This window comes from Lysinibacillus sp. NPDC058147 (genome assembly GCF_042884205.1).
Classification (GTDB): Bacteria; Bacillota; Bacilli; order Bacillales_A; family Planococcaceae; genus Lysinibacillus.
The window spans coordinates 434,375-447,885 of the sequence record NZ_JBHVUJ010000003.1 but is presented as its reverse complement, the minus strand read 5'-3'; the positions used below and the strand labels follow the sequence as shown (position 1 = coordinate 447,885).

At 37.6% G+C, this 13,511-nt stretch carries 11 protein-coding genes; 8 read left to right on the top strand and 3 right to left on the bottom strand.

What is annotated here, in order from left to right; genetic code table 11:
- The first annotated feature begins 4 nt into the window (after nucleotides 1-4).
- Entirely contained in the window at nucleotides 5-3,439 is a 3,435-nt protein-coding gene (gene pyc / locus ACFVT8_RS11650; RefSeq protein ID WP_387079764.1) for a pyruvate carboxylase, read from the top strand.
- 325 nt (nucleotides 3,440-3,764) lie between these two features.
- On the opposite strand, the gene ACFVT8_RS11645 is transcribed toward pyc, so the two are convergent.
- Nucleotides 3,765-4,688: a COX15/CtaA family protein gene (locus tag ACFVT8_RS11645; protein ID WP_387079766.1), complete on the bottom strand. Its 924-nt coding sequence runs from the start codon at nucleotides 4,686-4,688 to the stop codon at nucleotides 3,765-3,767.
- A 336-nt stretch (nucleotides 4,689-5,024) separates the two neighbouring features.
- Between ACFVT8_RS11645 and cyoE the strand changes: the two genes are divergently transcribed.
- The 7 genes from cyoE to ACFVT8_RS11610 all read left to right on the top strand — a co-directional run bounded on the left by cyoE (nucleotide 5,025) and on the right by ACFVT8_RS11610 (nucleotide 11,689).
- Nucleotides 5,025-5,942 carry a heme o synthase gene (gene cyoE, locus ACFVT8_RS11640; RefSeq protein ID WP_387079768.1) on the top strand — a complete coding sequence of 306 codons (918 nt, stop codon included), beginning with the start codon at nucleotides 5,025-5,027 and terminating at the stop codon, nucleotides 5,940-5,942.
- 99 nt (nucleotides 5,943-6,041) lie between these two features.
- Nucleotides 6,042-7,130 (top strand): cytochrome c oxidase subunit II, encoded by a 1,089-nt coding sequence (coxB, locus tag ACFVT8_RS11635; RefSeq protein ID WP_387079770.1) that lies wholly within the window; start codon nucleotides 6,042-6,044, stop codon nucleotides 7,128-7,130.
- A 41-nt stretch (nucleotides 7,131-7,171) separates the two neighbouring features.
- Nucleotides 7,172-9,055: a cytochrome c oxidase subunit I gene (gene ctaD, locus ACFVT8_RS11630; RefSeq protein ID WP_387079772.1), complete on the top strand. Its 1,884-nt coding sequence runs from the start codon at nucleotides 7,172-7,174 to the stop codon at nucleotides 9,053-9,055.
- The gene (locus ACFVT8_RS11625) at nucleotides 9,055-9,681 is read left to right on the top strand and encodes a cytochrome (ubi)quinol oxidase subunit III (protein ID WP_387079774.1); all 627 of its coding nucleotides are present in this window, start codon (nucleotides 9,055-9,057) and stop codon (nucleotides 9,679-9,681) included. The genes ctaD and ACFVT8_RS11625 overlap by 1 nt, the downstream gene beginning before the upstream one ends.
- 1 nt (nucleotide 9,682) lies before the next feature.
- The gene (locus ACFVT8_RS11620) at nucleotides 9,683-10,027 is read left to right on the top strand and encodes a cytochrome C oxidase subunit IV family protein (RefSeq protein ID WP_387079775.1); all 345 of its coding nucleotides are present in this window, start codon (nucleotides 9,683-9,685) and stop codon (nucleotides 10,025-10,027) included.
- A gap of 235 nt (nucleotides 10,028-10,262) precedes the next feature.
- On the top strand, nucleotides 10,263-11,192 hold the full coding sequence (gene ctaG, locus ACFVT8_RS11615) for a cytochrome c oxidase assembly factor CtaG (RefSeq protein WP_387079777.1): 930 nt from the start codon (nucleotides 10,263-10,265) through the stop codon (nucleotides 11,190-11,192).
- 35 nt (nucleotides 11,193-11,227) lie between these two features.
- Nucleotides 11,228-11,689 (top strand): DUF420 domain-containing protein, encoded by a 462-nt coding sequence (locus ACFVT8_RS11610; RefSeq protein WP_049668312.1) that lies wholly within the window; start codon nucleotides 11,228-11,230, stop codon nucleotides 11,687-11,689.
- Nucleotides 11,690-11,777: 88 nt separating this feature from the next.
- Here ACFVT8_RS11610 and ytvI read toward each other — a convergent pair whose 3' ends face one another.
- Nucleotides 11,778-12,842 (bottom strand): sporulation integral membrane protein YtvI, encoded by a 1,065-nt coding sequence (gene ytvI / locus ACFVT8_RS11605; protein ID WP_387079779.1) that lies wholly within the window; start codon nucleotides 12,840-12,842, stop codon nucleotides 11,778-11,780.
- A gap of 205 nt (nucleotides 12,843-13,047) precedes the next feature.
- Nucleotides 13,048-13,413, bottom strand: a complete 366-nt coding sequence (locus tag ACFVT8_RS11600) for a YugN family protein (protein ID WP_370045550.1) — start codon at nucleotides 13,411-13,413, stop codon at nucleotides 13,048-13,050.
- Between the last annotated feature and the right edge of the window lie 98 nt (nucleotides 13,414-13,511).

Here is a 13,511-nt window from a genome sequence, read left to right as displayed (position 1 = left end):
ATCAATGGAGTCAATCAAAAAAATTCTCGTAGCCAATCGAGGAGAAATTGCAATTCGTATTTTCCGCGCATGTACGGAGTTGAATATCCAAACTGTAGCCATTTATTCGCGAGAGGACAGTGGGGCATTCCATCGCTTTAAAGCAGATGAGGCATATTTAGTGGGAGCTGGCAAGAAACCAATTGATGCTTATTTAGATATTGAGGGCATTATTACGATTGCTAAAGATGCTAATGTTGATGCGATTCATCCAGGTTATGGTTTTTTATCGGAAAACGTAGAATTTGCACGTCGTTGCGAAGAAGAGGGGATTGTCTTCATTGGTCCGACTTCCCAGCATTTAGATATGTTTGGAGACAAGGTGAAGGCGCGTGAACAAGCAATTGCTGCAGGTATTCCTGTTATTCCTGGTACAGATGGTCCAGTAGCTGATTTAACTGAGGTAGAGGCTTTTGCTAGCGCTCATGATTATCCAATTATGATTAAGGCAGCACTAGGCGGCGGTGGTCGTGGGATGCGTCTTGTTCATACAGCAGAGGAGCTAGCTTCGTCCTATGAACGTGCAAAATCAGAGGCGAAGGCAGCATTTGGCTCTGATGAGGTGTATGTAGAAAAGGCTATTATTAAACCGAAACATATAGAAGTCCAAATTATTGGCGATAAACAGGGCAATATCATTCATTTATATGAACGTGATTGTTCGATACAACGTCGTCATCAAAAAGTTGTTGAAATCGCACCATCTAACTCGATTTCGGAAGATTTAAGAAACCGAATTTGCGATGCTGCGGTTCAATTAATGAAAAATGTCTCATACATAAATGCGGGGACAGTAGAATTTTTAGTTGCAGGCGAGGATTTTTATTTCATCGAAGTCAACCCTCGTATTCAAGTAGAGCATACGATTACTGAAATGATTACGGGTGTTGATATTGTGCACGCCCAAATTAAAGTGGCAGCGGGCTACGGTCTTCACAGTGAGGAAATACACATTCCACAACAGGCGGATATTCCAATGATCGGGTATGCGATTCAAGCACGTGTCACAACGGAAGACCCAGCGAATGACTTTATGCCAGATACAGGGAAGCTTATGGTGTATCGTTCAAGCGGAGGCTTTGGCGTTCGTTTAGATGCCGGTAATGGTTTCCAAGGGGCTGTAGTAACACCTTACTATGATTCATTACTGGTGAAAATTTCAACAACAGGAATGACGTTTAAAGAAGCCGCAGCAAAAATGGATCGAAATTTAAAAGAGTTCCGTATTCGTGGGGTGAAAACGAATATTCCATTCCTAAATAATGTCGTAACCCACGAGAAATTTTTAACGGGTGCATTTGATACAAGCTTTATCGATACAACGCCTGAACTATTTATTTTCCCTGAGCGTAAGGACCGTGGGACAAAGCTCTTAAGTTATATTGGCAATGTGACACTAAATGGCTTCCCAGGCGTAGAGAAAAAGGCGAAACCAATTTTTGTACAGCCGAGCATCCCAAAAGTCGATAAATTGATCATTCCTCCAGCAGGTACAAAGCAAATTTTAGATGCCCAAGGAGCAGACGGGCTTGTGAAATGGATTCAAGAGCAAGAGGATGTGCTATTAACGGATACAACTTTCCGAGATGCGCACCAATCACTTCTTGCCACGCGTGTACGTTCACAGGATATGTTCGAAATTGCAGACGCAACAGCGCGCATGATGCATGATTTCTTCTCACTCGAAATGTGGGGAGGCGCGACGTTTGATGTGGCGTATCGTTTCTTAAAAGAAGACCCATGGGAGCGCCTTGCCAAGCTACGTGAACAAGTACCGAATGTGTTATTCCAAATGTTATTGCGTGGTGCGAATGCAGTTGGGTACACAAACTACCCAGACAATTTAATTCGTGAGTTTATCGCTGAATCAGCGGCATCAGGCATTGATGTATTCCGTATTTTCGATAGCTTGAACTGGATAAAAGGAATGGAAGTAGCCATTGATGCTGCACGTCAATCTGGTAAAATTGCTGAAGCTGCTATCTGTTACACAGGAGATATTTTTGATGAAACAAGAGCAAAATATTCAGTTCAATACTATAAGGACATGGCGAAGGAGCTAGAAGCAGCAGGGGCCCATATTTTAGCGATAAAAGATATGGCTGGATTATTGAAGCCGGAAGCAGCGTATCGTTTAATTTCAGAGTTGAAAGAGACGACAAGTCTCCCAATCCATCTGCATACGCATGATACAAGTGGCAATGGTATTTATTTATATGCCAAGGCGATCGAGGCAGGGGTGGATATCATTGATACGGCGCTCGGTTCGATGGCAGGTTTAACTTCACAGCCAAGTGCAAATTCCTTGTACTATGCAATGAAGGGCAGTAAGCGTGAGGTTCGTGCCGATATTGATGCGCTTGAAAAGTTATCGTACTACTGGGAAGATGTGCGTAAGTATTATAAGGATTTTGAAAGCGGCATGATCAGCCCACATTCTGAAATTTATGTCCACGAGATGCCAGGTGGCCAATATAGTAACTTGCAGCAGCAAGCCAAAGCAGTGGGTCTTGGGGACAGATGGGAAGAAGTGAAGCGCATGTATTCCCGCGTAAACCTTCTCTTTGGCGATATTGTCAAAGTAACACCATCTTCGAAAGTAGTCGGTGATATGGCGTTATTTATGGTACAAAACGATTTAGATGAAAGCTCTGTACTGACAAGAGGGCAAACTATCGATTTCCCAGATTCTGTGATTGAGTTCTTCCAAGGCTATTTAGGACAACCACATGGTGGCTTCCCAGAGGCACTTCAAAAGGTAGTGTTAAAGGATCGTGAAGCAATTACGGTACGTCCTGGCGAGCTACTAGAGCCTGTGAATTTTGAGCAATTAGAGGCGATACTCGAAGAAAAATTAAATCGTGCCGTGACGAAGCAGGATGTGTTAGCGTTTGCTTTGTATCCGAAAGTGTTTGAAGAGTATGCAAAAACTGTGAACTCCTTTGGGAATATTTCAGTATTAGATACACCAACATTCCTTTACGGGTTAAAACTTGGCGAAGAAGTCGAAGTTGAGATTGAAAAAGGAAAAACATTGATTATTAAACTTGTTTCCATAGGTGAACCACAGCATGATGGTACTCGTGTTATTTACTTCGAGCTTAATGGTCAATCTCGTGAACTAGTCATTCAAGATATGACTGTCGAGGTAGATGGCAGCTTGGCTTTAAAAGCAGATCCAAGCAATCCAAATCAAATAGGAGCAACGATGCCAGGTACGGTCTTAAAGGTAGTCGTATCGAAAGGAAGCCCTGTAAAACGTGGGGATCACTTATTAATTACCGAAGCTATGAAAATGGAAACGACCGTCCAAGCACCAAAAGACGGCGTTGTGAAAGAAGTACACGCAAGTGCGGGGGACGCGATTTCAACAGGTGATTTGTTAATTGAAATTGAATAATCAATAAAAAAGAAGGTTATTAGATTGCTTTTATAGCATACTAATAACCTTTTTTATTTTGCTATTTTGTCTCATCATCATAGTGTAGGATTGATTTTCGTTCCGGCTGATTCACATGACATGCGTTTTAACAAATGCTATCCAACTAACTTTTGAAATTTGTCGGCATCCACCTATCATAGTGAAAAAAAAATCCACATACTATTGATGATGTGTCTATCAATTTGCTATTTTTCAATAATAAATTGTGAAATTTTTGAGGCAGAAGCGTTTGAAAAAATAAAAAGATTCGCCATCATAAAACATGGCGAATCTTTTTCTACTATTATTTGTTTTTTTCATTATAATTGCTACGTGCAACTAGCATTACCATATAGCAAAGTAGACCAAATAGAATTGAAATAAATAATGAATGAAGTAATGCGACTGTTAAATTCAATTTAGTTAAAACTACTAGCATACCAGCAATCACTTGTAAAATTACTATCGTAAAGGCAATAATCCAGCCATAGTAAATAACACGTTGATGTTTATATTCTTTTACAGCGTGCCAAGTTATGTATGCAATCCAAATGAAAAAGATAAGAACAGCTAAGCGATGTCCCATTTGCACCCATTCATACATATTATTAAAAGCTGCGAATGGTGTATCGTTATAGCAAAATGGCCAGTCAGGACATATTAAGCTAGAATCAGTATGACGAACAAGCGCCCCTGTATAAACTACTAAATAAGAATAAATTGTGACAGCAATCGTATGCCGACGTAATTTTTTTCCAATATAAACGTTATCGGCATCAAATTTCCGATCGACTTCAAATACAATCATAGAAAGAAGGAGAACAGCAGCAAAGGAAATAAGAGAAATCCCAAAGTGGAGTGCTAGTATGAAATCACCTTGTCCCCACAACACTTGAGCTGCTCCAATAAGAGCTTGTGCGATTAAGAAAAACATCGCTAAGAAACCTAAAAATTTTACTTCACGAATATGACCGAGTTTACGCCATGTCCAAACTGTTAACGCAAGAATTGAAATAGATACGACCCCAGTTACAAGACGATGTGAAAATTCAATTAAGACTGCTGGTGTAATTTCTTTTGGAATAAGAGAACCATTGCAATCAGGCCAGTTTCGACCACAGCCTAAGCCACTATCTGTTTTGGTAACAAGTGCTCCACCTAGTAAAATAAGGAGCATTCCAACTGTAGCGGCAACAGCAAACCATTTCATATACCTGTTGTGTTGCATAAAATGAGTCACCTACTTTATCTATGAACATTACATGAAAGTAATGTTTCTGCTACTAGATGATATCGAAAATACAGGTAAAAAACAACTTGTAAAGAGTAGGGAGTATTAGATGTTGATTCCATTTCACAAATTGTTCATAATTTCGTGCTCTAACCTTCACAATTCATTTTAGAAAATGTTTTACTATAGATATGTTGTTTTTAATTATTTTTCTAGACAAAGCTAATTTTTACAACTTCATCTAAATTTCACTTAATGTCTAGAAATCAATCGCAAATTTCGCTATAGTAATTGGTAGCGGAATATGCTTACAAAAATGAAAGGAGAGGTATTATGTCAAACGGTCGTGCACTGACGGCTACTAGAAATGGCGGACCAGCATCAACATCAGTTGTAAAAGATTTCTTAGCACTAATAAAAATTGGAATCGTTAACTCGAATCTTGTCACAACTTTTACAGGGATGTGGCTGGCATTTCAATTTACTAGTAGACACTTCTTGCAAGAGCTAGATGTCATATTGTTCACCATGCTGGGTGCGGCATTGATTATAGGTGGCTCGGGCGCAATGAATAACTTTATTGATCAGGATATTGATCCAATCATGAAAAGAACGAAAAGTAGACCGACAGTAACAGGTAGATTTAAGCCGAATTTTGTATTGACCATTGCCCTCTCATTTTTAATTGTAGGTGAAATTTTGTTATTTGCGGCATCGTTTGCGGCCGGCATGTGGGGACTAGTAGGGATATTTGCTTATGTCGTTCTGTACTCAATGTGGTCAAAGAGGAAGCATGTTAGTAACACGGTTGTAGGTAGTATTTCAGGGGCGATTCCACCAGTTATTGGGTTTGCAGCTGTTGAACCTGCATTAGGTCCTGGAGCACTGGCCTTATTCCTCATCATGTTTGCATGGCAACCACCGCATTTTTATGCGCTTGCTATGAAACGCACTGAGGAATATCGTGCAGCTAATATACCAATGCTACCTGTAGTAAAAGGATTTAAACGTACAAAGTACTCGATGTTTTTCTGGATTCTTTTATTATTACCATTACCATTCCTTTTACCAGAGCTTGGGGTTGGCTTTTTAATTCTTGCCACTGCATTGAACTTGGGCTGGTTAATTCTAGCTTTTAAAGGCTTTACCACAAAAGATGATATGAAATGGGCAAATAAAATGTTTATCTATTCGTTGAATCATATGACCATACTATTTGTATCCATCATAATTTTTGCGTTGTTTAGCTGAATTTAGGAATTCTTTCTTTTCCTAAAGAATTCATATAGACAGAACTTATTTCCTAGGTACACATGAAAATACAACAAAGAAAGAGGGGTTTAATTAAGCATGATGAAAGGGCTTAAAAAATGGCGTCTTTTTTCACTACTAGCAGTGATGATGGTTTTCCTTTCTGGTTGTGGTGAAGATTATATTTCTGCACTGAAACCATCTGGTCAAGTAGGTAAAGAACAATTCAATCTATTAATGCTAGCTACTGGGATTATGACGTTAGTTGTAGTAGTAGTATCCGTTATCTATTTACTTGCATTCTTAAAATTCCGCCGTTCAAAAGTTGGCGAAAACGTTATTCCTAAGCAAGTAGAAGGAAGTCACACTCTTGAAATAATTTGGACAGTTATTCCAATTATTTTATTATTAATCTTAGCTGTACCAGTTGTTACGGCTACTTACAAATTTGCAGATGTTGCTGCAATGGACGAAGTAGATGAAAACGGTGACAAAACAGCACTTACAGTAAATGTAACTGCTAAATTATATTGGTGGGAGTTTGAATACCCTAACCAAGGTATTGTAACTGCTCAAGAATTAGTTGTACCAACAGGTCAAAAAGTTTACTTTAACTTAAAAGCTGCCGATGTTAAGCACTCATTCTGGATTCCTGCTGTAGGCGGTAAAATGGATACGAACGTAGATAACTTAAACAAGTTCTATCTAGAATTTGATAAGGAATCAAAAGACCTTAAAGACGGCGTATTCTATGGTAAATGTGCTGAGTTATGTGGTCCTTCACACGCTCTAATGGACTTCAAAGTTAAAGCATTAAGCCCAGATGCATTCGATGCATGGGTAGCTTCAATGAAAACAACAGATGGAAATATGCCAGATAAAACTTCAGCTGATCTTGGGGAAGCAACATTTGCTAAGAGCTGTATGGGTTGTCATGCTGTATCTGGTACAAGCGGCCCAGGTTCAAAAGGTCCTAACTTAACTGCATTTGGTGACCGTAACCGTGTTGCTGGTTTCTTAGAACATAATGAAGAAAACTTAAAAGCTTGGATTAAGGATCCTGGCCAATTCAAACCAGGTAACTTAATGATGAATGCAGATGGTACTGCACCAATTTATGGCGACTTAACTGACGAAGAAATTCAAGCTCTAGCAACTTATATCATGGGCTTATCTGTTGAGAAATAATTTTAAGTTTTATGTAACAAACTTTGAGGGAGGTAAAAGTTGTGAGCTCATACACACAGAAAAAGGGCTTTGGAGCAACTGTCTGGGACTACATTACAACTGTTGACCATAAAAAGTTAGCGGTAATGTATTTATTAGCCGGTACATTGTTCTTCGCTATCGCTGGTTTTGAAGCGTTATTAATGCGTATTCAATTAATGAAACCAAATAACGATTTCATCTCAGCTGGTTTTTTCAATCAATTATTAACAATGCACGGAACAACAATGTTATTCCTAGCTGCGACTCCATTACTATTTGCATTTATGAACATGCTTGTACCATTACAAATTGGTGCGCGTGACGTAGCATTCCCGTTCCTTAACTCTTTAGGGTTCTGGTTATTCTTCCTAGGTGCAGTATTCCTTCACCTGTCATTCTTTATGGGTGGCGCTCCTGATGCGGGCTGGACGTCTTATGCATCATTATCTTTATATTCTCCTGGACATGGTATTGACTTCTATGTTCTCGGTTTACAAATATCAGGGGCAGGTACATTAATATCAGGTCTTAACTTTATCGTTACGATTATTACAATGCGTGCTCCAGGTATGACATTCATGCGTATGCCATTATTCACTTGGACTTCACTTGTATCAAGTGCATTAATTCTATTCGCATTCCCTCCATTAACAATTGGTTTATTAATGATGTTATTTGACCGTATGTTCGGTGGTAACTTCTTTGACCATACAATGGGTGGTAACACAATTATTTGGGAACACTTATTCTGGATCTTCGGACACCCAGAGGTTTATATCTTAGTATTACCAGCGTTTGGTTTATTCTCTGAGATTATTCCAGCGTTCTCTCGTAAACGTTTATTTGGATACTCTTCAATGGTATTCGCAACAATTTTAATCGGTTTCTTAGGGTTCATGGTTTGGGCTCACCACATGTTTACAGTTGGTCTTGGGCCAACAGCTAACGCAATCTTTGCTGTTGCAACAATGGCAATTGCCGTTCCAACAGGTATGAAAGTATTCAACTGGATCTTAACTATTTGGGGCGGATCAATTAAAGTTACAACACCAATGCTTTATGCACTTGGTTTCATCCCGTCATTCGTTGCGGGTGGTGTTACAGGGGTAATGCAAGCATCTGCACCTCTTGACTACCAATTACACGATTCTTACTTTATCGTTGCTCACTTCCACTACGTAATCGTTGGTGGTATCGTAACAGCGTTATTTGGTTCAGCGCACTTCTACTGGCCAATTTTCTTCAACCGTATGTTAAACGAAACACTTGGTAAAATTACTTTCTGGGTATTCTTTATTGGATTCCATTTAACGTTCTTCGTTCAACACTTCTTAGGTTTAATGGGTATGCCACGTCGCGTATTTACTTACATGGAAGGTCAAGGTTGGGATCAGTTCAACTATATCTCTACAATCGGTGCATTAATGATGGGTGTAGGGGTTATCTTAATGGTAATCAACTGTTTAATGTCTATCAAAGGCAAACCAGCAGGTCGCGATCCATGGGGCGATGGACGTACATTAGAATGGTCAATTCCACAACCAATCCCATTCTATAACTTCCGTCAAACACCACTTGTTCGTGGTTTAGATCCTTGGTGGATTGAAAAACAAGAAGGTAATAAAGAAATTACATTTGCTGAGCCAATCGGTGATATTCATATGCCAAATAACTCAGCTATCCCATTTGTTATTTCTATAGGTATGTTTATCGCGGCATTCGGTGCTCTTTATAATCCAGATGCGGATAAACCGTGGTCAATTTACATTTTAATTGCAGGTCTTGCAATTACATTTGGTGCTATGATTTTCCGTTCTGTTAAGGACGATCACGGCTTCCACTTACACAAAGAAGAAATTCTTGAAATCGAAGAACATCTTTATGGCAAAGGGGGAAATAAATAATGGATTTCAATACTAAATTTACTCCTCATACTTGGCCTGATCATCCTGAACAAGCTACGATGGAAGGGAAAAATAAAGTTGTTGGTTTCTGGATTTTCCTTGCTTGTGAAGTTGTACTTTTCGCAAGTTTATTCGCTACTTACCTAGCACTGAAGAACAAAGGGCCTGCTGGCATGGAGTTCACAACACAAAGTTTATTTGAATTACCTTTAGCTTTCGCAATGACGATGTTATTATTAACATCTTCACTAACGTCTGTTTATGCAATTTACCATATGCGTAACTTTAACTTTAAAGCTATGCAAACTTGGTTTGGTATTACAGTACTTTTAGGTCTTGGATTCTTATGTCTTGAAATTTATGAATTCAATCATTATGTAGGTCTTGGTTTTACATTTGACCAATCTGCATTCTCAACTGCGTTTTATTCATTAGTTGGTACACATGGTTTCCACGTAACATTAGGTCTTGTGTGGATTACTACGTTAATGCTTCGTAATGCTAAGCGTGGCCTTAACTTATACAATGCACCTAAATTCTTCGTGGCTGCTTTATACTGGCACTTTATCGACGTAGTTTGGGTATTCATCTTTACAGTAGTTTACTTGATGGGAGTGATCGGATAATATGTCTTCACACGATACACCTATAGTTGCTAAGTCTCAGGCACAATTCGAGTATGATCGTCATCATAATGCCGTTCATATGCGTAAACAAGTAATCAACTTTGCGCTAATGATTTTCTTTACGTTTATCGCATTCGCAGTAGTTGCAGCTGATTTTTCTAAATACTTAATATTACCACTCATTTTATTGCTTGCTGGTGTTCAAGTTGTTCTTCAACTGTACTCTTTCATGCACTTAGAAGACAAAAAAACACACTTCGGTGGTGTAATTGGCTTCTTCATGTGGATGGGTATATTAATCGCATTTACATTCTTCTTAGCATTTTTAACAATTATTTGGTGGTAATCACCAAAAAAGCACGTTCTCTACTTCCAGTAGAAACGTGCTTTTCTTTTTGGGTCTATTTAAGAAATAATATAATTCATGTTGGGTTTAGATACTTTGAATATTTTTTCTATAGATACGATAATCTTGTAAGAGGGGTAAACTATAGATAGTAATTTGTTCACCTTTCGTTCATTGCAGAATAAGTGTAAGCGTTCTATAATAGGAGTACTGAAGTTAAAGGAGTGCGTTCTGTATGCCACTTAGTATATTTGGTTTCCAAGCTTTATGGAGCCCATATTTAATAGGGGTTCTTGTTTTCATAACAGTCATCTATTTTTTAGTCACAACAAAGTGGCGCAAGGATTTTAAAGTAAGTGAGCCTTTGAAAAAGGGAGAGGCTATTTATTTTGTACTGGCAATGGTAACGATTTATATTATTAAAGGATCTCCAGTAGATTTAATGGCGCACATTATGTTTACGATGCATATGGTACAAATGGCTATTTTATTATTACTTGTACCGATTTTCTTAATTAAGGGAATTCCTTGGTGGGTATGGAAAGTAGCGATTGAAGCACCGGTTGTTAAATCTTTATTTAAAGTATTTACACTCCCTGTGGTTGCGGTATTTGTGTTTATTGGTTTATTTTCTTTCTACCATTTACCTACAGTATTAGATTACATTAAATTAAACGAAACTTTACATGGTACATATACATTTGTATTATTTGTTTCTGCTGTTTTAATGTACTGGCCTTTGATTCAAAAGATGCCTAATAGTCCACAAATGAAACCTTTGCATAAGTTAGCCTATATCATTGCTAACGCTGTATTAATTACACCTGCGTGCGCGTTAATTATTTTTGCTTCAGACGCTATGTATGAAACATATACAAATGGTGATGCATGGTTAAAAGCAATGGAACTTTGTGTACCAGCTTCTACATTATCTAGTTTATCTCTTTCAGGACCAGAGCTCTTTACAAATATGGATCCTGTTGCTGATCAGCAGCTAGGCGGCGTTTTAATGAAGATTTTACAAGAGATTATTTTTGGTGTATTACTTGGAGCAATATTCCTTAATTGGTATCGTTCAGAACAAAAGGATCCTGATAAAATTACTGCTGATGCGTTAAAAGAACATCAAAAGAAATGGGAAAGCCAACAGCAACATCAGTTGTAAAATAGAAACTTTAATTTGTATAAGGGGTTTTGTAAATGGAATTGCAAATTTTGCCTACTATAAGTACATCATTCATCGTTATTAGTGCAGTACTTGTAGCTATTGGTTGGGGCTTAATTATAAAAAGAAAAGTAGAGGCACATAAAAAAGTAATGCTTGCAGCAGGAGTTGCAGCACTTATCTTCTTTATTATTTATGCTTCACGTACAGTCTTTATTGGTAACACAGCATTTGGTGGCGGAGAAGATTTAAAACCATATTATACTTTCTTCTTAATTTTCCATATTACTCTGGCAACAACTGGAGCAGTATTTGGTATTGTTAGTATTATTTCTGGTTTGAAAACTAATCTCAAGCTTCATCGTCGTATTGGACCGATTACAAGTATTATTTGGTTCTTCGTAGCTATTACCGGAGTTTTAGTATACATTTTACTATATATTATGTTTGAACCGGGTGAAACAACATCTGTCATTAAAGCTATTTTAGGCTTTTAACCTCTTTCAGCGGGTGTTCGAACATCCGCTGAAAGAGGATGCAATTATGCCTATGCCGAGGCATAATTGATTAAAAAAGTCTCCCTCCTTATTTTTGAGAAGGAGGGAGATTTTTTATGGATGTTTGATTAAATAGGGAAAGGACAACAACTACGAGTAAAGGACCGATTAGAATACCAAAAAATCCAAATATTTTAAAGCCGATAAACATCGCAATAAAAGTTGTTAGTGAGGAGAGTCCAACTTTATTTCCAATAACTCTAGGCTCAATCATACGTCGAACTAGAAATTGTAAGATCGTTAGTATGACTAGCATAACTGCATAGATATATTCACCTGTAAAGGCTTTGTATATTGCCCAAGGAATAAGCAAAATAAATGAGTCTAAAAAAGGAATGAAATCTAAAATGACTAGTAAGAGTGAAAAAATAAGTGGGAATGGAGTTTTAAGAAAATAAAAGGTTCCAAAAGATATAGCAAAAATGCAAATACCAACTAAAAATTGTGCTTTCATAAAACCAAATAAAGCAAGTTTCACGCGCTGTCCAATAAATAGTATTTTTTGATGATAGTGAAATGGAATAGGCGCTAACATTTTACGGTTAATATTCGGTAATTCTAAAAGAAGCATATATAACACAATCCAATAAACAAAAATATCAAACAAACGAGAAGGTATATACGTAAGTAAAGATGACCAAACATTCACATTTGTTAAAGAAAGAGCATATTTCTCGATTGAAGATAGAGCTCGTGCTATCATAAGTTGAATTTGTATAACTAGATCTAAGGGCAAATGATAAGTATAGTTGGAAAGCTTTGATTGTATTTCAATCCATAGTGCTGATAGCTGATTGAGGTACTCTGGAATATGAACGATAAAAGTTGAAAATTGTTTCCAGCTTATAAATATAATGAGAATACATAATAGTAATGAGATACTTGAAAAGAATATAAAAAAAATGGATGCGACTATTTTGCGTTTTTTTCGGAACCGTTTACTAATTCGGATGATGACCGGTTCCAATAATAATGCAGTTACGTAGGCAAGCAATATGGGTAGTGACAGGGATATAAACCAGAGAATTGCAATTCCGACAGCTATAACGATTATCGGATGGCGAAAAAAGGGGTGTTTGAAAAATTGTAACATTAACTTCACCTACATCATGTAAAAGATATAGTTAGTATGGGAAGAAATAAAATTTTTACTCAAAATAAAAAAGACTGGACCACCAGTCTTTTCAGATTTAGCTATTGCACTGCATGCTGTTGCCAATTTTGCTGTTGCCTGATAAATAATAAAATGATTTCGATGTTTAATCGACATGTAAGCACCGTGAAATAACTATCTAAAATTATGCATGAATTTCAAAAGCTTGTAGGTCTAATTTAACCTTTTTTAAGATTTCTTCACATTTTTTTACAAGATGAGCTGGGAAAACTTCATCATCACCATACTCAACGCCGTGTGGATAGTAGTACTTACCAAGCGCTGGTTTCATTAATGTTAGGATTGCATCGTGTGCACCAACATCACCTGATTTTGCATATGCGAATACACGTAGGTAATAACGTCCTTCACGAGTATCGAAACGCTTATCAAATGTCATACGCTCGTAATCCCAGCCGCCGTCACATTCTAAACCATTGTTTTTCATGACGCTTACAATAAGTTCTTGATCAGCTGTTAAATTTTCAAGGTTAGTATTTTCAAAATACATTTATAATCCTCCTTTTGGTTCTCGTACCAAAGTATACGCTCATTTTTATAATAGAGCATATTCGACATTGTTGCAATGACAACATTGTGTCAACCCAA

Coding starts and splice junctions, on each gene's coding strand:
- ACFVT8_RS11620 (WP_387079775.1), top strand. CDS start 9,683: ATGTCTTCACACGATACACCTATAGTTGCTAAGTCTCAGGCACAATTC.
- ctaG (WP_387079777.1), top strand. CDS start 10,263: ATGCCACTTAGTATATTTGGTTTCCAAGCTTTATGGAGCCCATATTTA.
- ytvI (WP_387079779.1), bottom strand. CDS start 12,842: ATGTTACAATTTTTCAAACACCCCTTTTTTCGCCATCCGATAATCGTT.
- ACFVT8_RS11610 (WP_049668312.1), top strand. CDS start 11,228: ATGGAATTGCAAATTTTGCCTACTATAAGTACATCATTCATCGTTATT.
- ACFVT8_RS11625 (WP_387079774.1), top strand. CDS start 9,055: ATGGATTTCAATACTAAATTTACTCCTCATACTTGGCCTGATCATCCT.
- pyc (WP_387079764.1), top strand. CDS start 5: ATGGAGTCAATCAAAAAAATTCTCGTAGCCAATCGAGGAGAAATTGCA.
- coxB (WP_387079770.1), top strand. CDS start 6,042: ATGATGAAAGGGCTTAAAAAATGGCGTCTTTTTTCACTACTAGCAGTG.
- cyoE (WP_387079768.1), top strand. CDS start 5,025: ATGTCAAACGGTCGTGCACTGACGGCTACTAGAAATGGCGGACCAGCA.
- ACFVT8_RS11600 (WP_370045550.1), bottom strand. CDS start 13,413: ATGTATTTTGAAAATACTAACCTTGAAAATTTAACAGCTGATCAAGAA.
- ACFVT8_RS11645 (WP_387079766.1), bottom strand. CDS start 4,688: ATGCAACACAACAGGTATATGAAATGGTTTGCTGTTGCCGCTACAGTT.